Source organism: Sphingopyxis sp. LC363 (assembly GCF_000756385.1).
Taxonomy (GTDB): Bacteria; Pseudomonadota; Alphaproteobacteria; order Sphingomonadales; family Sphingomonadaceae; genus Sphingopyxis.
In genome coordinates, this window is the sequence record NZ_JNFC01000016.1 from 1 (window position 1) to 25,348 (window position 25,348).

23 protein-coding genes and 1 pseudogene are annotated in these 25,348 nt (G+C 65.1%); 18 read left to right on the top strand and 6 right to left on the bottom strand.

The window, feature by feature from the left end; translation table 11 throughout:
• Both FG95_RS07625 and FG95_RS07630 read right to left on the bottom strand, forming a co-directional pair.
• Nucleotides 1-1,494, bottom strand: a pseudogene (locus tag FG95_RS07625) (hypothetical protein); the annotation flags it as partial.
• 71 nt (nucleotides 1,495-1,565) lie between these two features.
• Nucleotides 1,566-2,192 carry a DUF4126 domain-containing protein gene (locus FG95_RS07630; RefSeq protein WP_037555071.1) on the bottom strand — a complete coding sequence of 209 codons (627 nt, stop codon included), beginning with the start codon at nucleotides 2,190-2,192 and terminating at the stop codon, nucleotides 1,566-1,568.
• Between the two features lie 123 nt (nucleotides 2,193-2,315).
• Here FG95_RS07630 and FG95_RS07635 point away from each other — a divergent pair, with 123 nt between their 5' ends.
• The gene (locus FG95_RS07635; protein WP_052182196.1) at nucleotides 2,316-3,113 is read left to right on the top strand and encodes an NUDIX hydrolase; all 798 of its coding nucleotides are present in this window, start codon (nucleotides 2,316-2,318) and stop codon (nucleotides 3,111-3,113) included.
• Between the two features lie 175 nt (nucleotides 3,114-3,288).
• Entirely contained in the window at nucleotides 3,289-3,516 is a 228-nt protein-coding gene (locus FG95_RS07640; protein WP_037555073.1) for a hypothetical protein, read from the top strand.
• A gap of 111 nt (nucleotides 3,517-3,627) precedes the next feature.
• On the opposite strand, the gene FG95_RS07645 is transcribed toward FG95_RS07640, so the two are convergent.
• Entirely contained in the window at nucleotides 3,628-4,488 is an 861-nt protein-coding gene (locus tag FG95_RS07645) for a carbon-nitrogen hydrolase family protein (protein WP_037555075.1), read from the bottom strand.
• 84 nt (nucleotides 4,489-4,572) lie between these two features.
• Between FG95_RS07645 and FG95_RS07650 the strand changes: the two genes are divergently transcribed.
• Together FG95_RS07650 and FG95_RS07655 are read left to right on the top strand one after the other, a co-directional pair.
• Nucleotides 4,573-7,506, top strand: coding sequence for a M16 family metallopeptidase (locus tag FG95_RS07650; protein WP_081933061.1), 2,934 nt, complete (start codon nucleotides 4,573-4,575; stop codon nucleotides 7,504-7,506).
• A gap of 95 nt (nucleotides 7,507-7,601) precedes the next feature.
• Nucleotides 7,602-8,489, top strand: coding sequence for a hypothetical protein (locus tag FG95_RS07655; RefSeq protein ID WP_152567604.1), 888 nt, complete (start codon nucleotides 7,602-7,604; stop codon nucleotides 8,487-8,489).
• A gap of 74 nt (nucleotides 8,490-8,563) precedes the next feature.
• Here FG95_RS07655 and FG95_RS07660 read toward each other — a convergent pair whose 3' ends face one another.
• Both FG95_RS07660 and FG95_RS07665 read right to left on the bottom strand, forming a co-directional pair.
• Nucleotides 8,564-10,348 carry a cation:proton antiporter domain-containing protein gene (locus FG95_RS07660; protein ID WP_037555078.1) on the bottom strand — a complete coding sequence of 595 codons (1,785 nt, stop codon included), beginning with the start codon at nucleotides 10,346-10,348 and terminating at the stop codon, nucleotides 8,564-8,566.
• A gap of 64 nt (nucleotides 10,349-10,412) precedes the next feature.
• Nucleotides 10,413-11,627, bottom strand: coding sequence for an NADP-dependent isocitrate dehydrogenase (locus tag FG95_RS07665; RefSeq protein WP_037555079.1), 1,215 nt, complete (start codon nucleotides 11,625-11,627; stop codon nucleotides 10,413-10,415).
• 160 nt (nucleotides 11,628-11,787) lie between these two features.
• Here FG95_RS07665 and FG95_RS07670 point away from each other — a divergent pair, with 160 nt between their 5' ends.
• Nucleotides 11,788-12,525, top strand: coding sequence for a phosphatidylserine decarboxylase (locus FG95_RS07670; protein ID WP_037555080.1), 738 nt, complete (start codon nucleotides 11,788-11,790; stop codon nucleotides 12,523-12,525).
• 2 nt (nucleotides 12,526-12,527) lie between these two features.
• A complete protein-coding gene (locus FG95_RS07675) occupies nucleotides 12,528-13,301 on the top strand; it encodes a CDP-alcohol phosphatidyltransferase family protein (protein WP_037555081.1) in 774 nt (257 codons plus the stop codon).
• Here the strand turns inward: FG95_RS07675 and FG95_RS07680 are convergent.
• Nucleotides 13,285-13,545: a hypothetical protein gene (locus FG95_RS07680; protein ID WP_037555082.1), complete on the bottom strand. Its 261-nt coding sequence runs from the start codon at nucleotides 13,543-13,545 to the stop codon at nucleotides 13,285-13,287. The two genes, FG95_RS07675 and FG95_RS07680, sit on opposite strands and share 17 nt — an antisense overlap.
• A gap of 311 nt (nucleotides 13,546-13,856) precedes the next feature.
• On the opposite strand from FG95_RS07680, the gene rpsB reads away from it, so the two are divergent.
• From rpsB to rpmE, 12 genes are all read left to right on the top strand, one after another.
• On the top strand, nucleotides 13,857-14,708 hold the full coding sequence (gene rpsB, locus FG95_RS07685; protein WP_037555084.1) for a 30S ribosomal protein S2: 852 nt from the start codon (nucleotides 13,857-13,859) through the stop codon (nucleotides 14,706-14,708).
• A 134-nt stretch (nucleotides 14,709-14,842) separates the two neighbouring features.
• Nucleotides 14,843-15,769 carry a translation elongation factor Ts gene (gene tsf / locus FG95_RS07690; RefSeq protein WP_037555085.1) on the top strand — a complete coding sequence of 309 codons (927 nt, stop codon included), beginning with the start codon at nucleotides 14,843-14,845 and terminating at the stop codon, nucleotides 15,767-15,769.
• A 115-nt stretch (nucleotides 15,770-15,884) separates the two neighbouring features.
• The gene (gene pyrH, locus FG95_RS07695; RefSeq protein WP_037555086.1) at nucleotides 15,885-16,607 is read left to right on the top strand and encodes a UMP kinase; all 723 of its coding nucleotides are present in this window, start codon (nucleotides 15,885-15,887) and stop codon (nucleotides 16,605-16,607) included.
• Nucleotides 16,608-16,632: 25 nt separating this feature from the next.
• On the top strand, nucleotides 16,633-17,187 hold the full coding sequence (frr, locus tag FG95_RS07700) for a ribosome recycling factor (RefSeq protein ID WP_037555087.1): 555 nt from the start codon (nucleotides 16,633-16,635) through the stop codon (nucleotides 17,185-17,187).
• A gap of 159 nt (nucleotides 17,188-17,346) precedes the next feature.
• The gene (gene uppS / locus FG95_RS07705; protein WP_037555088.1) at nucleotides 17,347-18,027 is read left to right on the top strand and encodes a polyprenyl diphosphate synthase; all 681 of its coding nucleotides are present in this window, start codon (nucleotides 17,347-17,349) and stop codon (nucleotides 18,025-18,027) included.
• 4 nt (nucleotides 18,028-18,031) lie between these two features.
• Nucleotides 18,032-18,703: a phosphatidate cytidylyltransferase gene (locus FG95_RS07710; RefSeq protein ID WP_037555090.1), complete on the top strand. Its 672-nt coding sequence runs from the start codon at nucleotides 18,032-18,034 to the stop codon at nucleotides 18,701-18,703.
• 1 nt (nucleotide 18,704) lies between these two features.
• A complete protein-coding gene (locus tag FG95_RS07715) occupies nucleotides 18,705-19,868 on the top strand; it encodes a 1-deoxy-D-xylulose-5-phosphate reductoisomerase (RefSeq protein ID WP_037555091.1) in 1,164 nt (387 codons plus the stop codon).
• Entirely contained in the window at nucleotides 19,861-20,991 is a 1,131-nt protein-coding gene (gene rseP, locus FG95_RS07720; RefSeq protein WP_037555092.1) for an RIP metalloprotease RseP, read from the top strand. The genes FG95_RS07715 and rseP overlap by 8 nt, the downstream gene beginning before the upstream one ends.
• Before the next feature lie 72 nt (nucleotides 20,992-21,063).
• Nucleotides 21,064-23,745 carry an outer membrane protein assembly factor BamA gene (gene bamA / locus FG95_RS07725; RefSeq protein ID WP_037555138.1) on the top strand — a complete coding sequence of 894 codons (2,682 nt, stop codon included), beginning with the start codon at nucleotides 21,064-21,066 and terminating at the stop codon, nucleotides 23,743-23,745.
• The gene (locus FG95_RS07730; protein ID WP_037555093.1) at nucleotides 23,745-24,428 is read left to right on the top strand and encodes an OmpH family outer membrane protein; all 684 of its coding nucleotides are present in this window, start codon (nucleotides 23,745-23,747) and stop codon (nucleotides 24,426-24,428) included. Before bamA ends, FG95_RS07730 begins: the two co-directional genes overlap by 1 nt.
• A 4-nt stretch (nucleotides 24,429-24,432) precedes the next feature.
• On the top strand, nucleotides 24,433-24,912 hold the full coding sequence (fabZ, locus tag FG95_RS07735) for a 3-hydroxyacyl-ACP dehydratase FabZ (RefSeq protein ID WP_037555095.1): 480 nt from the start codon (nucleotides 24,433-24,435) through the stop codon (nucleotides 24,910-24,912).
• 200 nt (nucleotides 24,913-25,112) lie between these two features.
• The gene (rpmE, locus tag FG95_RS07740) at nucleotides 25,113-25,340 is read left to right on the top strand and encodes a 50S ribosomal protein L31 (protein WP_037555096.1); all 228 of its coding nucleotides are present in this window, start codon (nucleotides 25,113-25,115) and stop codon (nucleotides 25,338-25,340) included.
• The last annotated feature ends 8 nt before the right edge of the window (nucleotides 25,341-25,348 follow it).

Here is a 25,348-nt window from a genome sequence, read left to right on the forward strand (position 1 = left end):
GGTTTCGGGCTCCGGCGTCGGCTCGGGCGGCGGCGGCAACGTTGATCGGAGATACCAGTTCTCGCCGCTGCCAGCCGTGGTGCCGCCGCGAAACAGGAAATATTCAAAGGCGCCGACGGCGATCCGGCTGTTGAGTGCGAAGGCACCGCTTGCGGTCGTCGCGCCATTGATCGCCTCGACGACAAGAATGCCGTTCTGCTGGGTGACCGCGCCGGTTCCGCCGGCATTGAACACACTGATCCCCGTCGTGCCCGAGGCACTGCCGCCATCGATCACCAGCTTGTCGGAAAGCGATGCGTCGTCGCCCAGTACGGTATCGATCAGCAACAATCCATCGTTGCCGACATAGTCGCCGCCGACGGTAAAGCTGTCGCCCGGCGCATTGCCGCCGTTGGTCAGATCGATGCGTCCGGCGTTGATCAGCGTCGCGCGCTCGCCCGCCGTGAAGGCGACGATCCCGCCTTGCTGGCCACCGCCGAAGATCGTGCTCGACGCGTCGAGTTCGAAGCGCCCGGTGCCCGTGCCCGCGTCGCCGAGCGTCAGCAAGCCGTCGAACGTCAGTTCGCTGTCGTTCGTCGCCTGGATATTTTCCCAGCCGTCGAAGCGCGCGACCCCGTCCGTCGTGACATTGTCGAAAACCAGCGCATCGCTGCCCACCCCGCCCGTGATCCGCGGCGAGCCGCCGAGGTTGGCATTGGTTAGATTGGCAAGCCGGGCGCTGTCGTCGTCGCCGCCCAGGTCGACCGTGCCGTGGACGACGCCGCCGCCGTCCCAGACGAGGCTGTCGGTGCCGACGCTCATCAGCACGTCGCCGCCCACCGACCCGCCGGTGATCGTCATGCTGTCGGTGCCGCCCGACACGCTGATATTACCGCCGATCGTCCCGCCCGAAAGGATGATCGTGTCGTTGCCGAAGCCGGCGACGAGGTTGCGGTCGATGATCCCGCCCGACATGTCGAAGAGATTGTCGGCAAGCTTCATATTGACGCGGCCGATCCGCCCGCCGGTCATCCGTGCCGTGTCGCCGTCGTCGAAGGCATCCACGATGCGGCCGCCGGTCATCTGGAACGTATCCATCGAACCGCCCTGATTGAGCCGGTCGATCTCGCCGCCCGTCATGACAAAGTCGTCAATGCCTTCGCCTTGCTGCACCTGGCCGGTGACGGTCCCGGCGCTAATCGAGAAGCTGTCGTCGCCATTGCCTTGGTCAACCGCGCCCTCGATCCGGCCCGAATCGATGACGACGATGTCGGCGCCGCCGCCGAAGTTGACGTCGCCCGCGAGGGTGCCGGTGCCGCCGGCCGGGAGGGTGAGTTGGTTGTTTCCGCCCGGATCGTCGAGCCCGCCCACGGACGTGCCGCTGTCGCAGATATGGAGATCGTCACCCGCGGTGGGCGTAAAGACGCATTGCGCAAGGGCGGGAGAGGCCTGTCCAAGCGCGAGGGCGGCGACGGAAGACAGGAGTATCGGCCTGAGGGACTGCTTCGGGGACATGGGACATCGCTCCCTTATCGGGTCGGTGCCCCCCTGTTCGTCGAGCTTATTAACTGAATATTGCCAAACTGTTAAGCATCGATTGGCGCCGCCGGCTCGTCGCCCAGCGCGCGCTTCAGCGTCGCCTTGACGTTGCGGAGCAGCCGCCGCAGTGCGATGATCACCACGATCGCGGCCACCGCGAGCAGGATCGCGATAATGATCGCGAGCGGCGGATAGGCGATGGCGAGTGCGAGCAGGCCGCCCGTCGCGACATCTTCGCCGGTGGAAACCGCGGCGTTGCTGAAGGGCTCGGGGCTGACGTTGACGACCGCGCGTGTCGTCGCCTTCGCCCCGTGGCTAAGCAGCGCGCCGCCACCGCCGAGCAGGAAGGCAATGACCTGCCATGCGGGGTCCGAGGAATCGACGAGCGCAAGCGCGAGGAGCGCACCGCCCAGAGGGCGGACGATGCCGTGAACCGTGTCCCAGACCGAATCCACCCACGCGATCTTGTCGGCGAGGAACTCGGCGAGCGTCCCAATTGCCGCCACGCCCAACACCCAGGGATTGGCGAGAATCTGCAGCGCCGCGAGATGTTCGGGGAGCGGGAGCCAGCCGAACCGCATCGCGACGCCGGTCGCCAATATAGTGAGGTAGAGCCGCCAGCCGGCAAGAAGGCTGAGGCTGCCGGCGACGCCCAAAATCTCGACGATTCCCAATATCCTGCTCCCCGTTCCGGATCGCCCGATTGCGCGTCATCTTGCACCCGTCCGCGCGCACCCGCAATGCCGGGATGAAATGCCGAGATGACAGGGCGGCGCGGCACAGTTATCGATTTCGTCATGACCGACACCACTTCGCCGACCACACCGCCCGCCGTCTTGCCCGATGGCGCCGTGCCCGCTGCGACGCTTGTGATCATGCGGCCGTCGGACAGCGGCGGCCCCGACGAGATATTGATGGTCAAGCGGTCGGCAAAGATGGCCTTCGCGGCGGGCGCCGTCGTATTTCCGGGGGGGCGGGTCGATCCCGACGATTATCGCGTGGCGGGCCGCTATGGCTTCGGGGTCGACGAGGCCGATGGCGCGGCGCGTGTCGCCGCGCTGCGCGAGACGCTGGAGGAAACCGGGCTGGCGGTCGGCTGGCCGGGGTTGGCGGAAAAAGAGGTGGCGGAGGTGCGTCGAGCGCTGCTCGACGGCACGCTGCTTTCCGATATTCTGGCTGCGCGCGGCGATCGAATCGCGTTGGAATCATTCGTTCCCTTCGCCCGCTGGTGCCCGAATTTCAAAGAGGCCCGGACATTCGATACGCGATTTTATGCCGTCGCCGCCCCGCCGCACAGCCATGAACTGACGGTCGAAGAAGCCGAGCACAGCCATATCTTCTGGGCGAGCGCCGAGGAGACGCTGGCGATGGCTGATCGCGGCGAGGTGTCGGTGATCTTCCCGACCCGCCGCAATCTCGAGCGTATTGCACAAGCCACTGATTTTGCAGGATTTTCCGTTCATTCTCGGCAGTTTCCGGTCGAACTCGTCACGCCGTGGGTCGAAGATCGCGAAGGGCAGAGCTATCTGTGCATTCCAGCGCATCTCGGCTACCCCGTGACAAGCGAATCCTTCGATCGCGTGCGGCGCGGATAAGCGCTATTCTTTGCGACAAGTTTTTCCCTATTTATTATTTACTAAGATTTGGCGAGCTAGGGCAAATCGTCGTTGCAATTGCTGAAGGCCGTGCCTAAGAAGGCGCTGCAGAAGCAGACCGGGGAGGTTCCTCCGGTGTGATTCGACAAGAGTAATCCAGTGGACGGAGAATAAGATGAACCTGCTTAAGAAGGCTGCGATCTCTCTCGCAGCGACCTCGATGCTCGCGGCTCCGGTCGCCGCATCGGCAGCCCCCGCGGCTCGCGCGGCTTCGGCCGTTGACGGCCAGAGCGAACTCGAAGGCAGCACGAGCTGGATCATCGCTGTCCTCGCTCTCGTTGCCGTCGTTGGTGGCATCATCATCGCGTCGGACAACGACGACGACGAACCGACCAGCCCGTAATTTCGGCTGATCGTACCGATACCAAAAGGCTCCGAGCTCCGCTCGGGGCCTTTTGTGCATTTGGGGTTCCGAATATCGATGGCTGGCGCGCGCAGCCATTGCGTCGATTGGTCAGGGCGTGATGTTTCGCATTGCGCGGGATCGTTCCAGCGGGATCGCCAGACGAGCGCGTTCGCTGGCCGCCGCATCGACGGGGGCCAGCGCCAGCACATAGTCCTTCCCGGCCATCGCTTCCTCTCCGTTGGCGTCGGCAAGGATCGCTCCCCATGGATCGATCGCGACGCTGTGGCCATAGGTTTGCCGGCCGTCGACGTGCGTGCCGCATTGCGCTGCTGCCAGGACATGGCATTGCGTCTCGATCGCGCGCGCGCGCATCAGCACATGCCAATGCGCCTCGCCGGTCGATACGGTGAAGGCGGCAGGAATCGCGATGACCGTCGCGCCGCGGTCGGCCAGCGCCCGATAGAGTTCGGGAAATCTCAAATCGTAGCATATGCTGAGACCCATCCGTCCGAGCGGCGTGTCGACGATCGTCAACCTGTCCCCGCCCACATAAGTCGCCGATTCCCGCCAGTTTTCGCCTGAAGGCAGCGCGACGTCGAACATGTGGATCTTGTCATAGCGCGCCCGGATGCCGCCGTCGGCGGCGATGACATGACTGCGGTTGACGCGCCGCTCGCCGTCGTCGGCAAGCAAGGGCATCGATCCCGAATGTAACCAGACTCCGTGCTTTTGAGCCATTTCCTGTAACGCCGAGGGCCAAGGGCTGTCGGCTTCGCGGGCGATATGCCCGCCCGATCGCGTGCGGTCGCGGTCGAGCAGCAGCGACATCTCGGGAAGAAAGGCCATGGCAGCGCCCCGCGCCGCGGCCTCCGCTAGCGCGCGATCGATGGTCGCCAGATTCGCGTCGGGGTCGATGCCGCTCGTCATCTGGATCAGCGCGGCGAGCGGGACGGGAGATGAAGCGTTCATTCTAGCTGGCTAAGCCCATGCTGCGCCCCGGGCAAGCATGACAGTTCAGTGGCCAGCAAGGTTCGGAGGCGATAAGAAGGGGCAATGTCCTATTCTCCCCCGCGCCGCCCGCTTCGTTTCGCCCGTTCGCTTTTTCTGTCCGGCGCCGCCGCACTGCTTCTGGCACCGCTCGCCGCAAGCGCGCAGGCAGACAGCGCGACGGCGACCGCGCAGAGCCAGGCGAAGAACGCCGACTGGCTCTATGCCGGCAGCGACATTCCGCGCGACACCGCGTGGCAGTTCGGCGTGCTCCCCAACGGCGTGCGTTATGCCGTGCGTAACAACGGCGTGCCGCCGGGGCAGGTGTCGATCCGCGTGCGCATGGACGTGGGGTCGATGTTCGAAACCGACGAAGAGCGCGGCTATGCGCATTTGCTCGAACATCTGACTTTCCGCGGGTCTGAACATATCCCTGACGGCGAAGCGAAACGCATCTGGCAGCGCTTCGGCGTGACCTTCGGAAGCGATTCGAACGCGCAGACGACGCCGACGCAGACGGTCTACCAGCTCGACCTGCCCAGCGTCACGCCGGCCAATCTCGACGAAGGCATGAAATTGCTGTCGGGGATGATCCGCGCTCCGCGCATCTCCGAGCTTGCGGTCGCCGCCGAACGCGGCGTCGTGATGGCCGAACTGCGCGAATCCGATGGTCCGCAAAAGCGGATCGCCGATGCGACCAACGCGCATCTTTTCGCCGGCCAGCTGCTCGGCGATCGCTCGCCGATCGGCACCACGGAGTCGCTCGGCAAGGCGAGCGCGACAACGGTCGGCGCCTTTCACGATCGCTGGTATCGCCCCGACCGGGCGGTGGTCGTCATCTCGGGCGACGGCGACCCGGCCGAATTCGCCCGGCTGATCGCCAAATATTACGGCGACTGGCAGGCGGACGGCCCGAACCCGCGGGCGCCCGATTTTGGCAAGCCCGATCCGAAACAGCCCGCCGCGCTCGAAATTGTCGAGGCCAGCCAGCCGCTCGCAATCACCCTCGCGATGGTGCGGCCGTGGAAGAAACGCATCGACACGGTCGAAAACACACGGCGGCTCTACCTCGAATATATCGCCCAGGCGCTCGTCAACCGCCGTCTCGAAAACACCGCGCGCGCCGGGGGCAGCTATCTCGTCGCGACGGTCGAGCAGCAATATGTCAGCCGCAGCGCCGACGTGACGATGGCGTCGATCGTTCCCCTGAGCGACTGGAAGGCCGCGCTCGCCGATGTGCGCGGGGTGATCGCCGACGCCGTGAAAACCCCGCCGTCGCAGGCCGACATCGACCGCGAGATGAACGAGATCGAGGCCTTTCTGCTGAAGGAGCTGGAGAACGCCCGCAACGAACCCGGTGCGCGGCTCGCCGACGATATGGTGCGCGCGGTCGATATCGGCGAGACGGTGACGAGCCCGCAGGGTCAGGTCGACATGTTCAAGGCGATCCGCGCCTCGGCGACCCCGCAGGTGATGCTCGACATCAGCAAGGCGATCTTCGCCGCGCCGGTCACGCGCGTCGTGCTGACGACGCCGACGTCGGCGGGCGGCAACGCCGCAGTGCTCGCCGCGCTGAAGGCGCCGGTGACGGCGCGCGACGATCGGCTGGCGGCGGTCGACGCCGACTTCAAGCAGCTGCCCGCGCTTGGTCCAGCGGGGACCATCACGTCGACCAGCCCCATCCTCGGGCTGCGCGCCGAGCGCATCGAATTCGCCAACGGCGTGACCGCGCTGGTTTCGAACAACAAGGTCGAACCGGGCAAGGTCCGCGTCAATGTGCGCTTCGGCACCGGCAATCGCAGCGTCGCTGCCGACGCGCCGAATCTCCTGTGGACCGGCGATTATGCGCTGGTCGCGAGCGGGATCGGCCCATGGGGTCAGAACGAGATCGACAAGCTGACCAATGGTCGCCAGATTCAGATGAATTTCGCGATCGACGACGATGCGTTCGAGCTGTCGGCCGAAAGCCGCCCCGCCGACCTTGCCGACCAGATGCGGCTCATCGCGGGCAAGCTGGCCGTTCCCCGCTGGGATCCCGCACCGGTCGAGCGGCTGCGTATCGGTTATCTCACCGGATATGATCTCAACGACGCGACGCCCAATGCGGTGCTCGACCGCAATCTGCGCGGCTGGCTGACCGACAATGACGCGCGCTGGGCGGCGCCCGACAAGGCGCAGATCGAGGCGCTGACGCCCGCCGCCTTCCGCGCCTTCTGGGAGCCGCGCCTCGCGAGCGGGCCGATCGAGGTGCAGATTTTCGGCGACCTCGAAACGGTCGATTACAAGAAGATCCTTGCCGAAACATTGGGCGCGCTGCCGTCGCGCAAGACCCTCGCGCCGCCGAGCGGCCAGCGGGTCGCCTTCGCCAAGCATGTGACCGAGCCCGACATCGCCTATCACCGCGGCGAGCAGGGGCAGGCGGCGGCGATGACGGCCTGGCCCACCGGCGGCGGCCTTGCCAGCCCGCGCGACGCGCGCGGGCTCGAGATCCTCGCGGCGATCTTCAATGATCGCTTGTTCGATCGTCTGCGCGCCGAACAGGGCGCAAGCTATGGCCCCGTCGTCGACAGCCACTGGCCGACCGGCTTCGACAGCGGCGGCTATCTGCTCGTCGGCAGCTTGCTCGCGCCGAAGGATCTCGACCGCTTCTATGCCATCGCGCGGGAAATCGCCGCCGATCTGGTGTCAAAGCCAGTCAGCGCCGACGAGTTGGCGCGCAACGCCGGGCCGATCCGCGAACAGGTCGCGCGCGCCTCGACGGGCAATGTCTATTGGATGTTCCTGCTCGAAGGCGCGACGCGCGACCCGCGCGTCGCTGCGGCGGCGCTATCGATCCAGGACGATATCTCGGCGGTTACCGCCGCCGACGTCCAGCGGCTCGCGCGTCAATATCTGGCGCCCGAGCGGCAATGGTCGCTGGCGATCCTGCCCAAGGGGATGACGCTGGCCGATGCGCGCGGGATGGATGCTGCATCGGCGGGGGGGCAGGCGGCCAATTGATTCTGGGTCGCATGTGCTTGACAGCGTCGGGAGTAGAACAGATCGTCTGCGCGAATGTGACTGTGCGATTTGGGAAGCGTATAGAGATGCGACGGTTGATGTTGCTGATTGCGTTGGTCTGGGCCGCGCCGGTTTCCGCCCAGGAAAATGTTGATCGGGAGACGCCGATCATCGTGACCGGCGAGCGTGCGGAGCAGGCCGAGCGCGCCGCCGATCAAGCTCGAGCGATCACGTTGCGCCCTTCGGCCGACAATCCGCTTCCGCGTCGCTATGCGCCGCTGTGCCTTAAACTTTTTGGCATCGACGCCGCCTATGGCGCTGCCATTGCCGAGCGCATCCAAGACAATGTGCGCACGCTGCGCCTGACGGTCGGCGGCGGCGATTGCCAGCCCAACATCTGGATCGGGTTCGTTCGCGATAGCCGGGCCGCTGTGAGGCGCCTGAGCCAGGAAGCGCCGGAACTTTTCTCGTCGCTCAAATCCTTTGAAATCGATCGCATTTTTCGCGGCAGTGGCAAGGCGCAGCTGTGGAACGCCACCGAAATCCGCAACCGTGACGGCCGGTCGATCCCTGTATTTGTTGATGGCCAAACGGGTGCCGAGTACAAGAGCAACAGCCTGTATCAAACCGGGCGGCTGACTTCCCCTATTCGCAGCGATATTAACGGCACGATCCTGCTGTTCGATTCCGGTCATGCCAACGGCCACAGTGTGCGGCAGCTTGCCGATTATGCCACCTTTCGGATTCTTGCGCCGGTGCAAGATTTTGCTGAGGTACCGCAAGGGGGGATGGCATCCATCCTGACGCTCTTTACCGAAGGCGCCGCGCCCCCCGATGGGCTGACCGATTTCGACTGGGCCTATCTTTCCGCATATTACCGGCTGGACCGCGGAGCCAAGGCCAGCGCGGTGCATGATGCCGTCAAGCGGACGGTTCTGGATGGTTCCGGCCAAAGGTTGCGCGAACAAGCGTCCGCCGAATAGCGAGGCTTGCGAAGCCGGCGTCGGAGTAATCTTTCGTCGCGTCGGACTTTGTCCAGACATGGAGTCTTGTCCTCCTAGAGCGACTCCTCACCCGCCGCGTGACGGCGCGTCCGCCTGATCCGTGGCTCCTGCTCGAGCTTGCCCTTGGTCATGATGTCGTGGCGCATCTTGGCACGCACGTCGTGGATCGATGCGATCACCGGCCCCATCGCGACGCCAAGGTCGATCAGCACCGCTTCGGCGAGTTGCAGCGAGCTTTCGAGCGTTTCGGGCACCGCATCGTTCGCGCCCGCCTGATAGAGTGCGCCGGCGTGGTCGGCGTCGCGCGCGCGGCTGATGATCGGCAGCGCCGGGTACTTCCGCCGCAGCTGCCGCGTCATACGCAACTGCTGAACGGGATCGTCCATCGTCAGCACGATGGCCTGGGCATGCTCGATGCCCATCTTGTCGAGGCTGCCGGCGCGCGCGACGTCGGCGAAGCGGACGCTGAAACCGTCGCGCCGCGCCGCGGCGACCGTGTCGATATCGGCATCGACCGCGATATAGGGTCGGCCATGTTGGCGCAGCAGCTCGGCAACGGTGTGTCCGACGCGCCCGAAACCCACGATGACGGTGCGACCTTCGGGCGTTTCCTCGGTCCGTACGTCGCCTGTACGCATCTCGATCCGCCGCGCGACGTCATGCCCGATGCGCGCGAGCAGGGGGGTGATCGTCAGGCCGATTGCGGTGACGAGCTGCCAGAATTCGGCCGTGCTGCGGCTGATCAGCTGCGCCTGCAAGGCGGTCGCGAGCACGATCAGGGTCGTTTCGGACGGGCTGGCCATCAGGAGGCCGACTTCGGCGGCGGTCCCGCGCCGGACAAGGCCCGAAAAGCGGAGCAGGGCGGCGGTCACGATCGCCTTGGCCAGAACGACACCGACGACCGCGGCGATCAGCTGCGGCCACTGGGCGGCGATGGTTTTCAGGTTCAGCCCCATGCCGACGCTGATGAGGAACACGCCGAGCGCCAATCCCTTGAACGGCGCGGTGATCGCCTCGACTTCCTCGTGATACTCGGTTTCGGCGATCATCAATCCCGCGAGCAGCGCGCCGACGATCGGTGACAGCCCGACGGCGGCGGTCGCGAGCGCCGCGACGATGACGACGAGCAGGCTGGCCGCGAGGAATAGTTCGGGATCCTTCGCGCGCGCGGCCTGCGCGAAGATGCGCGGGAGCAGGAACCAGCCGCCGATCGCCAGTGCTGCGACAACCACGGCGCCCTGCCACAGGGTCGTCAGCAAAAGCTCGGCGCTGTCGCCCGTCGCCGTTGGAGCAAAGGCGCCGAGTACAAAAATGATCGGAACGATCGCAAGATCTTCGAACAGCAGCATCGAAAAGGAGGCGCGACCGACCGCCGACTTCGTGCCGGCGATCGGCAGCACCAGCGCCGTCGAGGACAGCGCGAGCGCGATGCCAAGGCCATAGGCCGATGCTGCCGACTGATCGCGAAACAACAGGATGGCGGTGCCGAGGATAGCGCCGCCAAGGAAGAGTTCGGCCGCCCCGATCCCGAAAACGAGCTTTCTGAGCTGCCACAGGCGGCGGAACGACAGCTCGAGGCCGATCGAGAAGAGCAGCAGGATGATGCCGAATTCGGCGAACAGCGCGATATCCTCGGTCGAGGCGATCGTGACATGTTCGAGCCACGGATAATCGGCCGCGAGCGCGCCGAGCCCCGACGGGCCGACGAGCAGCCCGACGAGGATGAAGCCGATCACCGGCGAAATCCGGAATCTCGCGAAGGCGGGGATTACGACGCCCGCCGCGCCAAGGACAACCAGCGCGTTGCCGATGGCGGAGGTTTCGGTTTCGGATACCATAAGGGCCGACCTTATGCAGGCCGGCCCCGATTGGCTAGATGGCTATCTCAACTAATTCGCTTGTTTAAGCGCCCATCTTCTTGTCGAGATTTTCGACGATCGCCTCGAAGAAGCCTTCGGTCGTCAGCCAATTCTGGTCGGGACCGATCAGCAGCGCGAGATCCTTGGTCATCTTGCCGCTCTCGACCGTCGCGACGCAGACCTTTTCGAGGTCGTCGGCGAACTGCACCAGCGCGGCATTGTCGTCGAGCTTGCCGCGGTGCTTGAGGCCGCCCGTCCACGCGAAGATCGATGCGATCGGATTGGTCGAGGTCGCCTTGCCCTGCTGGTGCATGCGATAGTGGCGGGTGACGGTGCCGTGCGCGGCTTCGGACTCGACGGTCTTGCCATCGGGGGTCATCAGCACGCTCGTCATCAGCCCGAGCGAACCGAAGCCCTGCGCAACGGTGTCCGACTGGACGTCGCCGTCGTAATTCTTGCAGGCCCAGACGAACTTCCCGCTCCACTTGAGCGCCGAGGCGACCATGTCGTCGATCAGGCGGTGTTCGTAGACGATGCCGAGCGCGTCGAACTGCGCCTTGAATTCCGCCTGGAACACTTCCTCGAACAGGTCCTTGAAGCGGCCGTCATAGGCCTTGAGGATCGTGTTCTTGGTCGAGAGGTAAACCGGCCATTCGCGAGCGAGGCCGTAGTTCAGGCTGGCGCGCGCGAAGTCGCGGATCGAATCGTCGAGGTTGTACATGCCCATCGCGACGCCCGACGACGGGAACTGGAACACTTCCTCGTCGATCAGCGTGCCGTCCTCGCCTTCGAAAACCAGGCGCAGCTTGCCGGGGCCGGGGACGCGGAAGTCGGTCGCCTTATACTGGTCGCCGAACGCGTGACGGCCGACGACGATCGGGTCGGTCCAGCCGGGGACGAGGCGCGGGACGTTCTTCATGACGATCGGTTCGCGGAAGACGACCCCGCCGAGGATGTTGCGGATCGTGCCGTTCGGCGATTTCCACATCTTCTTGAGGCCGAACTCCTCGACGCGGGCTTCGTCGGGGGTGATCGTCGCGCATTTCACGCCGACGCCATATTTCTTGATCGCGTTCGCGGCATCGACGGTGATCTTGTCGTCGGTGCGGTCGCGTTCCTCGATGCCGAGGTCGTAATAATGAAGGTCGACGTCGAGATAGGGAAGGATCAGCCGCTCGCGGATCCACTGCCAGATGATCCGGGTCATTTCGTCGCCGTCGAGTTCGACGACCGGATTGGCTACCTTGATCTTGCCCATGCTTTCAGCCTTTTTCCTTGGGGAGTCGGAGTTGCAGCGGGCCTTAGGCAAAGCGGGACGATTGATCAACCGCCCGTCGTGCGTCCTCGGTGGTCCGGGCGGCAACGATCGGGCTGCCTTATCCATTGTCAGTATAGAAGCCGCACCTTAGAAGAACGCCATGTCCATAATCATCTCATCGAACCGGCCCGGCGGCGGCATCAAATGGCAATGGCCCTCGGTTCATCCCGAAGGCCGGAAATTCCTGCTGATCTCGGGCATTATCACCCTCTGTCTGTGGCTGCTGCCTATCTGGAACCTGTTCGGCTGGCTGATGCTCGGCGTGACAATCTGGGTCGGCGCCTTCTTCCGCGATCCGGTGCGCATCACCCCGGCGAGCAGCGACCTGATCGTCGCGCCCGCCGACGGACTCGTCACCCAGATCGCCGAAGTGCCACCGCCGCCCGAAATCGCGGGCCCCGACGGGCTCGGCGCCGCGCCGATGCTGCGCGTCTCGATTTTCATGAGCGTCTTCGACGTCCACATCAACCGCACCCCCGTCGCGGGCGCCCTGCGCAAACTCGTCTATATCCCCGGCAAATTCGTAAACGCCGACCTCGACAAGGCGAGCGAGGAGAATGAACGCCAGCATTTCGTCGTTGAGCGCGCTGACGGCGTGCGCATCGGCTTCACCCAGATCGCGGGGCTGGTCGCGCGGCGGATCATGCCCTTCGTGTCGATGGGTAACGAACTCAAAACCGGCCAGCGCGTCGGCCTCATCCGGTTCGGCAGCCGCGTCGACGTCTATCTGCCTGCGGGGACGACGCCGCAGGTGCTGCTCGGTCAGCGCACGCTGGCGGGCGAGACCATCGTCGCGCGGATTGGCATCGGGGAGACGATCGAAGGCGTCGGGCAATAGGGATGGCGGAAGACGCCCAAGTTTCTCTCGATGCCGAGCATCGCCGCATCGGCGGGATTCCGCTGCGCGCCTTTGCGCCCAATGCGATCACGCTGCTCGCGCTTTGCTCGGGGCTGACCGGGGTCCGTTTTGCGATCGATGGCGATTGGGCGGCGGCGATAACGATGATCATCGTCGCCGGGGTGCTCGACGGAATGGACGGACGGATTGCGCGGCTGCTGCGCGCGCAAAGCAAGTTCGGCGCCGAGCTCGATTCGCTCTCCGACGTGATCGCCTTTGGCGTCGCGCCGGCGATGATCCTGTTCTTCTGGTCGCTCAACGCGGCGCCGAAATTTGGCTGGACCGCCGCGCTCGCGCTCGCCGTGTGCTGCGCGCTTCGGCTCGCGCGTTTCAATTCGCGCATGGATGCCGAATTTCAGCCGCACAAGTCGGCAGGCTTCAACACCGGCATTCCTGCACCGGCGGGGGCGGGACTGTCGTTCGTGCCCATCTATCTGTGGCTGACGACGGGCAACGACCTGTTTCGCGAATGGTATGTCGTGATGCCGTGGGCGCTCGGCATTGCGATGCTGATGATCTCGGCGATCCCGACCTACAGCTGGTCGTCGATCCGGCTGCGCCGGTCGTGGCGCCTGTTCGCTCTCGCGGGGGTAGGCCTCCTCGGCGCTGCGCTTGTCACCGCGCCCTGGCTGACCTTGCTTGCGGTCTGTGCGCTCTATGCCGCGACGCTGCCTTTCGGCCTCGCTAGCTATGCGAAGGTCAGGCGGCGCGGCTGATCGCCGGCCGCATCCGCGCCGCGGCGCGGATCGGGCGCGGGGCATCGCGGCGCGCCGGTGAACGGCGCAGCGTCACCTTGTGCGGAGCGGGGCCGGGTTGCGGCGCGGCGTCGGCCGGGAAGGCGCCTTCGCCGAGCAGCGCCGACAGAATCGCATCTTCATTATTCTTGAGCATGGCGAGGATCACCGTGACGCCGAGCCCCGCGGCGAGGGCGAAGAGAAGAGCGGCTGCGACCTGAACCATGATCTTGTCCTTCCGGCTTTCTTGTGCGAAACCTTCGTAATCAGCGACGGTTTTCGTGGGATTTTTGTTCCATGTTCCCGTTTTGTTCTCAAGTCTTTTGCGACGAACGGAGTCGCTTTATCGCCGAACCGAGTCCGTCACGCGCGCTCGATTGAGCGCGAAAAGGCGCCGACACCCCTTGCTTTTGGCGGCCAAGGCGGCTAACGGGCCGCCCATTCCACATGGAAGGCGCACATACCGGTGCCGGGATCATCTCTTCGCGGATGCCTCGGTTCTTGCTTTCCAGAGGACTAACCGGAAGGAGAAAGACTATGGCGGCACCTGTCGTCACGATGCAGAATCTTATCGAAGCTGGCGCCCACTTCGGCCACCAGACCCACCGTTGGAACCCGCGCATGAAGCCGTATATCTTCGGCGCGCGCAACGGCATCCACATTCTCGACCTGTCGCAGACCGTGCCGCTCTTCGCGCGCGCGCTCGACTTCATCGCCTCGACCTCGGCCGCCGGCGGCAAGGTGCTGTTCGTCGGCACCAAGCGCCAGGCGCAGGGCGCGATCGCCGATGCGGCGCGTGCGTCGGGCCAGCACTTCGTCAACCACCGCTGGCTGGGCGGCATGCTCACCAACTGGAAGACGATCTCGGGTTCGATCAAGCGCCTCAAGACACTCGAAGAGCAGCTCTCGGGCGACACCTCGGGCCTCACCAAGAAGGAAGTGCTCAACAAGACCCGCGAACGCGACAAGCTCGAGCTCAGCCTCGGCGGCATCCGTGACATGGGCGGCATTCCCGACGTGATGTTCGTGATCGACGCGAACAAGGAAGAGCTGGCGATCAAGGAAGCCAACGTCCTCGGTATCCCGGTCGTCGCAATCCTCGATTCGAACGTCTCGCCCGACGGCATCGCTTTCCCGGTTCCGGCGAACGATGATGCCGCGCGCGCCATCCGCCTCTATTGCGAAGCGGTTGCCCAGGCGGCAACGCGCGGCGGCCAGCAGGCCCGCGCGAACCGCGGCGAAGATCTCGGCGCCGCGGTCGAGCCCGCCGCCGAAGCCGCGCTGACCGAAGAAGCGGCCCCGGTTGCCGACGCCGCTGCTCCGGTGACCGAGGACGAGCAGGTCCCGGCCGAAGCCGCCGCCGAAACCGAACGCCAGAGCGACGCCTGATCGCTTGCAGGCATGACGGGACGGCGCGGCAAGGGTTCGCGCCGTCCCTGTCATCGCATTGACTTATCGCCCCGCCATGCGCGCGAGGCGTCCCGCGGGCCAGACGGGCTCGCCCCTTTTGAAAGGAATATTCCATGGCTGAAATCACGGCCGCTCTCGTCAAGGAACTGCGCGACCGCACGGGCGCAGGCATGATGGATTGCAAGAAGGCGCTCGCCGAAAACAACGGCGACATCGAAGCGTCGATCGACTGGCTGCGTACCAAGGGCCTCGCCGCCGCCGCCAAGAAGGCCGGCCGCGTCGCCGCCGAAGGCCTCGTCGGCGTCGCCACCGACGGCAACCGCGGTGCGATGGTCGAAGTGAACAGCGAAACCGACTTCGTTGCCAAGAACGAACAGTTCCAGGGCTTCGTCCGCGACGTGACGCAGGTTGCGCTCGCGGGCAGCATCACCGACATCGACGCGCTGAACGTCGCCGCCTATCCGGGCGGCGCCACCGTCGCCGAACAGCTGACGCAGAATATCGCGACGATCGGTGAGAACCAGTCGCTGCGTCGCTCGGCGATCGTTTCGGTGAACTCGGGCGTCGTCACCGGCTATGTCCACAACGCCGCCGCGCCCGGCATGGGCAAGATCGGCGTGCTCGTCGCGCTCGAATCGACCGCCGGCGCCGACGTTCTCGAACCGCTCGGCAAGCAGCTCGCGATGCACGTCGCCGCCGCGAACCCGCTGGCCCTGAACGGCGACGATCTCGACGCCGACCTCGTCGCCCGCGAACGCGCGATCGCCGAGGAAAAGGCCGCCCAGTCGGGCAAGCCCGCCGATATCGTTTCGAAGATGGTCGACGGCGCGATCGCCAAGTATCGCAAGGAAAACGCGCTGCTGTCGCAGCTCTTCGTGATGGACGGCAAGACCCCGGTCGCCGAAGTCGTCGCCGCCGCCGGCAAGGATGTCGGCGCGACGATCACGCTGAAGGGCTTCGTCCGCTTCCAGCTCGGCGAAGGCATCGAGAAGGAAGCAAGCGATTTCGCGGCGGAAGTCGCGGCGGCCGCTGGCGTCTGAAAGACACGATACGGATTGCCGCATTCGCCGCGGCAGTCCGCTTGGCAATGGCGCGTGCCCGCTCTAGGGTGCGCGCCATTCGCTTATTCATCGATACCAAGAGGTTCCCCACGACATGGCATTGCCCGGCATGAAACGCATTTTGCTCAAGCTGTCGGGCGAGGCGCTGATGGGCCCCAGCCCCTTCGGCATCGACCCCGAAACGGTCGCGAGCATGGCGGCCGAGGTCAAGGAAGCCAAGGGCCGCGGCCTTGAAATCTGCCTCGTCATCGGCGGCGGCAATATCTTTCGCGGCATGGCGGGCGCGGCCAAGGGTATGGACCGTGCGCAGGCCGACTATATGGGCATGCTCGCGACCGTGATGAATGCGCTCGCGATGCAGAATGCACTCGAGCAGCTCGGCGTCGAAACGCGCGTCCAGTCGGCGATCGAGATGGACAAGGTGTGCGAGCCGGTGATCCGCCGCCGCGCCGAACGCCATATGGAAAAGGGGCGCGTCGTGATCTTCGCTGCGGGCGTCGGCGCGCCCTATTTCACCACCGACAGCGGCGCCGCACTGCGCGCCGCCGAAATGAAGTGCGACGCGCTGCTCAAGGGCACCAGCGTCGACGGCGTCTATAACGCCGACCCCAAGAAGGATGCTTCGGCGGTGCGTTACGACACGCTGAGCTATGACCGCGTGCTCGCCGACAATCTCAAGGTGATGGACGCGAGCGCGGTGGCGCTCTGCCGCGACAACCATATCCCGATCGTCGTGTTCAACATCCGCGAGCCCGGCAATCTGGCGCGCGTGCTGGCGGGCGAGGGCGTTTCGACCGTCGTCGGCGACGCCGGCTGACAAGATATTCAGAGAGGAAAGACAGATGGCGAAATATGACAAGGCCGACCTCGAACGACGCATGCACGGCGCGGTCGAATCGCTGAAGCACGACCTTGCAGGCCTGCGCACCGGCCGCGCGCACACCGCGCTGCTCGATCCGGTGACGGTCGAGGTCTATGGCAGCCACATGCCGCTGAACCAGGTCGCCTCGGTCAGCGCCCCCGAACCGCGCATGCTGTCGGTGCAGGTGTGGGACAAGTCGAACGTCGGCCCGGTCGACAAGGCGATCCGCTCGGCGGGCCTTGGCCTCAACCCGATCGTCGACGGCCAGATGCTGCGCCTGCCGATCCCCGAAATGACGCAGGAGCGCCGCAAGGAGCTGTCGAAGCTCGCCGGCCAATATGCCGAAAAGGCGCGCGTGGCCGTCCGCAACGTCCGCCGCGACGGCATGGACAATCTCAAGGCCGACGAAAACAAGAAGGAAATCAGCGAGGACGAGCGCAAGCGCCACGAGACCGAGGTGCAGAAGCTGACCGATGCGACGATCGCCGACATCGACGCCGCCGCGACCGCCAAGGAAAAGGAAATCCTGGGCTAAGCCAATGCACGACGCAGCGGCCATCGCGATCCTCCCCGGAACGGGGAGGGGGACCATGCGCAGCATGGTGGAGGGGCACCCTCCATCATACGCTCCGTGTATCCTCATGTGCCCCTCCACCACCTTCGGCGGTCCCCCTCCCCGTGCCGGGGAGGATTTATGAGTCATCATGGCGCGCGCCATGTCGCGATCATCATGGATGGCAACGGCCGCTGGGCGAAAAAGCGCCTGCTGCCCCGCGTCGCCGGACACAAGGCGGGGGTCGAGGCGGTGCGGACGATCGTGCGCGCCGCGGGCGACCTCGGCATCGAGGCAATGACGCTCTACGCCTTCAGCTCCGAAAACTGGAAGCGGCCCGAGGAAGAGGTCAGCGACCTGATGGGGCTGATGAAGCGCTTCATCCTCTCCGACCTCGACGAATTCGCCGCGAACGATGTGAAGCTGAAAGTGATCGGCAACTGGCGCGCGCTCGCGCCCGACGTCGTCGCGCTGATCGAAAATGCGCTCGAGCGCACTTCGGGCAACAAGCGCACGACGCTCGCGGTCGCGCTCAACTATGGCGCACAGGACGAACTGGTGCGCGCTGCGAGCGCCGCCGCCGCGCAGGGCGGGATCACGGCGGAAGCGATCGAGGCGAACCTCGACACCGCCGACATGCCGCCGCTCGATTTGCTCATCCGCACCTCGGGCGAGGTCCGGCTGTCGAACTTCCTGCTGTGGCAGTCGGCCTATGCCGAACTCTATTTCACCGACACCTTGTGGCCGGACTTCAAACCGGCCGATCTCAAAGCGGCGCTCGACCATTTCGCGCGCCGCGATCGCCGTTACGGGGGACTTTAAGGGCATGGCGACAGCGGCGAAATCGGATCTCTGGGTGCGGCTCGTCTCGGCGATCATCCTGTTCGCGATCGCGGGCGCCGCGCTATGGTTCGGCGGCATCGCCTTCGGTCTGTTGCTGCTGGTCGGCGGGGCGCTCGTCCTCGTCGAATGGTTCCAGCTTGTAAAGGCGATGACGCTCGGCGGCGGCGGCAAAACCGCGTTCCACATCCTCGGCCCGATCCTCGTGCTCGGCGCAATGGCGGGGCTGTGGTTCGTTCGCGACCATCTCGGCATGACCGCGGCGCTGTGGGTGTTCGGCATGGTCTGGGCGACCGACATCGGCGCCTATTTCGCCGGCCGCGCCTTCGGCGGCGCGCGTCTCGCGCCGAAAATCAGCCCGTCGAAAACCTGGTCGGGGCTGTTCGGCGGCATGGTCGCGGCGCTGATCGCCAGCGCGACGATCGGCGACCGCGCCGGCATCGTCGGCGTGCCGCTGTGGATCGGCCTGTTCATGGGCCTCCTCGCGCAGCTCGGCGACCTCGCGCAAAGCTGGATGAAGCGCCGCGCCGGGGTCAAGGATTCGGGCAAGCTCATCCCCGGTCACGGCGGCCTTTTCGACCGCGTCGATGGCGTGCTGCCCGTGGCGTTGCTGCTCGGCGCGCTGGCCTTCGCGGGCCAGATCGCGGTGCGCGGCTGACATGACGCGCCGCCTCTCCCTGTTCGGTGCAACCGGCTCGGTCGGGCAATCGACCCTCGATCTCGTGCGCCGCGATGGAGAGGCCTGGCGGGTCGCGGTGCTGACCGCCAATTGCGACGTTGCCGAACTCGCAAAGCTCGCCAAGGAATTCCGCCCAGAATTGGCGGTCGTAGCCGACGAAAGCTGTCACGTCGCGCTTAAGGACGCGCTTTCAGGGACTGGCATCGAAACCGCCGCGGGCGCCGCCGCGCTCGTCGAGGCGGCGCAGCGGCCCACCGACCTCGTCATGGCGGCGATCGTCGGCACCGCGGGCCTCGCGCCGACGATGGCGGCGCTCGAAGCCGGTCATGACGTCGCGCTCGCCAACAAGGAGGCGCTGGTGTCGGCGGGCGAGTTGATGACGGCCGCCGCACGCGCCTCGGGCGCGACGATCCTGCCCGTCGACAGCGAGCATAATGCGATCTTCCAGTGCCTTTCGGGCGGGCGCATCGATCAGGTCCGGCGCATCATCCTGACCGCCTCCGGTGGTCCCTTCCGCACGATGCGCGCCGCCGACATGGGCGCCGTCACCCCGGCGCAGGCGGTCGCGCATCCCAACTGGTCGATGGGCGCAAAGATCAGCGTCGATTCGGCGACGATGATGAACAAGGGGCTCGAACTGATCGAGGCGCATCATCTGTTCCCCGTCGGGCTCGACCGCATCGAAATCCTCGTCCACCCGCAGTCGGTTATCCACAGCCTCGTCGAATATATCGACTGCTCGACGCTCGCGCAGCTCGGATCACCCGACATGCGAATCCCGATCGCGTCGGCGCTCGCCTGGCCGCAGCGGATGGCGACGCCGTGCGCGCCGCTCGACCTCGCGACCATCGCGCGGCTCGATTTCGAGGCGCCCGACGAGGTGCGCTTCCCCGCGACCGCGCTCTGCCGCGCCGCGATCGCCGAGGGCGGCGCGCGCCCGGCGCAGCTCAACGCCGCGAACGAGGTGGCGGTCGCCGCCTTCCTTGGCGGCCGCATTTCCTTCCCCGCGATCGTCGACACGGTGCGCCGCGTGATCGATGCCGACGCCCCGGCCGTCCCGACCTCGCTTCAGGACATATTCAGCGTCGATACCGCATCCCGCGCGGCCGCTCAGCATTTTGTGGACCAGCTCGAACATGCCTAACGTGCCCATCTGGCTCTATTTCGTCGCTTTTCTGGCGGTGCTCGGCCCGCTCGTCTTCGTGCACGAATATGGTCATTATATCGTCGGCCGCTGGTGCGGGGTGAAGGCCGACGCCTTCTCGATCGGTTTCGGGCGCAAGATCCTCGGCTGGACCGACAAGCGCGGCACCGAATGGAAGATCGGCTGGCTCCCGCTCGGCGGCTATGTCCAGTTCGCGGGCGACCGCGACGCGGTCAGCCAGCCCGACGCCGAATGGCAGCAACTGCCCGCTGAAGCGAAATCGCACACCTTCCCCGCGCAGCCGGTGTGGAAGCGTGCGTTGATCGTGCTCGCGGGGCCGGTGACCAACTTTCTGTTCGCCATCCTGATCTTTGCGGCCTTTGCAATGGTTTACGGCGTTGGCCGCACCCCGGCCGTTATCGGCGCGGTAGAGGCGGACAGCGCCGCGCAGGAAGCGGGGCTGCGGGCCGGCGACAGGATCGTCAGCATCGACGGTCGAACAATGGATACGTTCAACGACATTCAGGGCGCGGTGGCGTTCAACCTCGGCAAACCCGCCAGCCTTGAGATTGCGCGCGGCAACGAGCGGTTGAACGTCATATTGCGGCCGCGGATCATCTCCGAACGCGACTCCTTCGGCAACAAGAGCGAGCGCGCCGTGATAGGGATCCGTTCGGGGCCGCCGGTTTATACGGCCGTGGGTCCCGTCGCGGCGTTCCAGGAAAGCACTGCGCAAACCTGGGAGATGGTACGGCTGACGGGGAGCATCCTCGGCCAGTTCGTAACCGGCCAGCGTTCGATCAAGGATATGGGCGGACCGGTCAAGATCGCCAAGCAGTCGGGCGAGATGGCGACACTGGGGATCGGCACGCTGATCTTCTTCGCCGCCTTCATCTCCATCAATCTGGGGTTCATCAACCTCTTGCCATTGCCGATGCTCGATGGCGGTCATCTGGCCTTTTACGCCTATGAGGCGATCCGGCGACGTCCCGCGCCCCCAGAAGCGCAGGAATGGGCGTTCCGATTCGGTTTTGTGGCGATCGCGACCCTCATGCTGGTCGTGACTTTCAACGATTTGGGCTCAATTGGCGTGTGGGACAGGATCGCCCGCTTGATTGGCTAGCGAGTCTGGGGCAGGGAGTGGCGCCAAGCCCGCGGTCAGGCGGGTTTGTCGCTTTTGAGTTATTTTTTCGGGATGAACAGCGTGGCTTCACACAAATTTTCGGCGCGGACGCAGCTGTCGGTGGTTCTTCTGGCCGGCACGATGCTCGCGACGCCGTTGATGGCGCAAGAAGTTGCGCCGCCGCCCGTCCCTGCGCCGACGGTGCCGGCGCCGGCCCCCGAAGCGGCGCCGACCGCGACGACGGTCCAGTCGATCACGGTCGTCGGCAACCAGCGGCTCGAGGCGCAGACGATCCTGTCGTACCTGCGCTTGCGGGTCGGCCAGCAATATGACCGCGCGGTGCTCGACCAGGCGCTGAAGGACCTCGCCGCGACCGAGCTGTTCAAGGATTTCCAGATCACCGACAACAATGGTGCGCTGACGATCCAGGTCACCGAAAACCCGGTGATCAACCGCGTGATCCTCGAGGGCAACAAGCGCCTCAAGGAAGACAAGATCCGCCCCGAGATCAAGATGGCGCCGCGCCAGATCTACACACGCTCGAAAGTCCGCGCCGACGTCGCGCGCATCATCGAACTCTACAAGCGGCAGGGCCGCTTCGCCGCGACCGTCGAGCCCAAGATGGTCTCGCTCGACCAGAACCGCGTCGACGTCGTCTTCGAAATCAACGAAGGACCGAAGTCGAAGGTCCGCCAGATCAACATCATCGGCAACGAGAAGTTCAGCGACGGCGACCTCAAGGACGAGATGGCGACCAAGGAGGCGGGGCTGCTGACGATCCTGTCGTCGAACACCAGCTACGACCCCGATCGCCTCGCCTATGACCAGCAGAAGGTGCGCCTTTTCTACCTGACCAACGGTTACGCCGACTTCCGCGTGATTTCGGCGGTGGCCGAGCTCACGAGCAACAAGCAGGACTTCATCATCACCTATGTCGTCGAGGAGGGCGAACGCTACAAGTTCGGCGACGTCGACGTGCAGAGCGAGATCCGCGACTTCCAGCCCGAGATGCTGAAAAAGCTGCTGCCGATGAAGACCGGCGACTGGTACGACGCCAAGCTGGTCGAGGATACGGTCGAAAGCCTCAGCGAGACCGCGGGCTTGTTCGGCTACGCCTTCGCCGACATCAATCCCGAATTCCGCCGCAATCCCGAAGACCGGACGATGGCGATCACCTTCAACGTCGGCGAAAGCCCGCGGACTTATGTCGAGCGCATCGACGTCAACGGCAACACGCTGACCCACGACAAGGTTGTGCGCCGCGAGTTCCGCCTGAACGAGGGCGACGCCTTCAACAGCTTCGGCGTCAAGCGGACCGAGAGCCGCATCAACAGCCTCGGTTATTTCCAGGAAAATCTGGAGATCGAGCGCAAGGAGGGCAGCGCGCCCGACCGCATCATCCTCGAAACCAATGTCGAGGAAAAGCCGACCGGTGAACTGTCGCTCTCGGCCGGTTTCTCGTCGATCGAGAATTTCCTGCTCCAGGCGTCGATCCGCCAGCGCAACTTCCGCGGTCTCGGTCAGCAGCTCCAAGCCTCGGTCAATTATTCGAGCTATTCGAAGTCGATCGAGCTCGGCTTCACCGAACCCTATCTGTTCGATCGCAACATCTCGATCGGCGGCAGCGTCTATCGCCGCGATTTGAACTCGTTCAACTTCATCGACAACGACCGCCGCACGACCTTTGAACAGGTCACGACCGGCGCGCAGATCAACGTCGGCGTGCCGCTGACCGAATTCATGTCCTTCTTTGGCCGCTACAGCATCAACTTCGACGATGTGACGCTCGACAGGTCGATCTATTATTTCGGCGACGAATGCGATCCGCTGGTCGCCGGCCGTTATCTGTGCGACGCGATCGGCAGTCGCACGACGTCGCTGCTCGGTTACACGCTCGCCTATGACGACCGCGACAATCGCATTCGTCCGACGCGCGGCCAATCGCTGTCCTTGAGCCAGGATTTCGCCGGGCTCGGCGGCAGCGTCAAATATGTCCGCACGCGCCTCGCGGGCAGCAAGCACTTCAACCTCGGCAGCCGCTTCATTCTCAATATCTCGGCCGAGGGCGGCTATATCTATCCGTTTGGCGGGCGCCCGACCCCGACCAGCGACAAGGTTCGTCTGACCGACCGCTTTTTCCTCGGCGAACCGCAGATGCGCGGCTTCGACATCCGCGGCGTCGGTCCGCGCGTCATTCGTTATGCCGCGACCTATGATCCGCTCAATCCGGTGATCGACACCAGCAACGACAATCGCGGCCAGATCGACGACGCGCTCGGCGGGCGTGCCTATTATCAGGGGCGGATCGAGCTCGATATCCCGCTCGGCACCGGGGCGAAGGAACTGGGGCTCAGGCCGTCGATCTTCCTCGATGTCGGCTCGGTGTTCAGCGTGAAACGCCCGACGCTGACCACGCTCGCCGATTTCCGCGATCCCGCGGACGGCTTCACAAAATTCCTCTGCCGCAACGCGACGACGGGCGTCAGCCAATTCGCGACCGAAACCACGACGACGACCGATGGGGTTACGACGGGAACCGGCGACTATACGACCTGCCCGGAAGGCTTCTCGTCGCTCGCGCCGTTCGAGGAACGTTTCTTCGGCGACACCTGGATGCCGCGCGTCTCGATCGGCGCCGGGGTCAACTGGAACTCTCCTTTCGGTCCCTTCCGGATCGATTTCGCTTACGCCCTTCGCAAAGAAGAGGGCGATGATATCAAACGCTTCTCATTCAATGTAGGAACCCAATTCTGATGAAGAAAATATTTGCCGCATCCGCGCTGGCGATCGCCGCGCTGTCGGTTTCGCCCATCCTGTCGGCCCCCGCCATCGCGCAGGCGAAGGGCGTCGGCGTCGCCGACGTGCGCGTCGCCGCCGCGCGTTCGAACGCCTTCCGCACCGCGTCGCAGCAGATCGAAACCACCTACAAGGCGCAGATCGACCAGCAGCAGTCGCGCGGCCAGACGCTGCAGGCCGAAATCAATGTCCTGATCGCCAAATATAACGAAGAGGCGAAAAAGACGCCGCAGAACCAGGCCGCGCTCCAGGCCGCGGCCAAGGCGGTGCAGGACAAGCGCCAGGCCGCCCAAGCCGAACTCGGCCAGATCGGCGCGCCGGTCGACCTCGCTATCGCCTATGTCGAAGACCAGATCAGCGTCCGCATGAACGAGGCGATCAAGGCCGCGATGACCGCGAAGAAGATCGACCTGCTGCTCAACCCCGACGCCGTGCTCGCGCGCGAAAACAATGTCGATATCACCGACGCGGTGGTGACCGAACTCAACCGTATCCTGCCCAGCGTTTCGATCGCGGTCCCGGCCGGCTACCAGCCCGGCCAGCTCGTCCAGCAGCGCAACCAGCAGTTGATGGACGCGGCCCGCGCGTCGCAGGGCACTCCGGCTCCGGCGCCGACCGGCACCCAGCCGACCACGCGCTGATCCGATGGCGGACGGGGAAAATGGGGCAGGGGCGCTGGGCCCGGTGGACATCCGCCGGATCCTGACGCTGCTGCCGCACCGTTATCCGATGCTGCTCGTCGACCGGGTGGAATCGATGGTGAAGGACACCTCGATCCACGCGGTCAAGGCGGTGACGATGAACGAGCCCTTCTTTCAGGGGCATTTCCCCGGCCGGCCGATCATGCCCGGCGTCCTCATCGTCGAGGCGCTGGCGCAGGCCGGCGGCATCCTCGCGGTCGAATCGCTCGGCCTCGGCGGCTCGGGCAAGCTCGTCTATTTCATGGGAATCGACGGGGTGAAGTTCAGGAAGCCCGTCGAACCCGGCGTGCTGCTCGATCTCCACGTCACGATCCTCCAGGCGAAGCGGAATATCTGCAAATTCGAAGGGCGGGCGATGCTGGGCGATCAATTGGCGACCGAATGCCAGTTCACCGCGATGATCGCCGATCCGCCGAGCGACTAAGCGACACGTCTCCGCTTCGTCACCCCGGACTTGACCCGGGGTCCACGACTTCGACGCCGCGATGGACCCCGGATCAAGTCCGGGGTGACGAAGCAGGGGAGTTGCATTTTTCCAGCCAGCCCACTAAGGGCGCCACTTCGCGTTCTCGGACGCACAGACTCAGCCGCTGGTCGGTAACCAGCGGCACAGGAGCTTGAGACATGAAAAAAGACGTTCACCCCGACTATCACATGATCACGGTCAAGATGACCGATGGCACCGAATATCAGACGCGCTCGACCTGGGGCAAAGAGGGCGACGTAATGACGCTCGAAATCGACCCCACCGCGCACCCGGCCTGGACCGGCGGCACCGGACGCCTGCTCGACGCCGGCGGCCAGGTCGCGAAGTTCAACAAGCGTTTCGGCGGTCTCACCCTCAAGCGTTAATTCGGCTC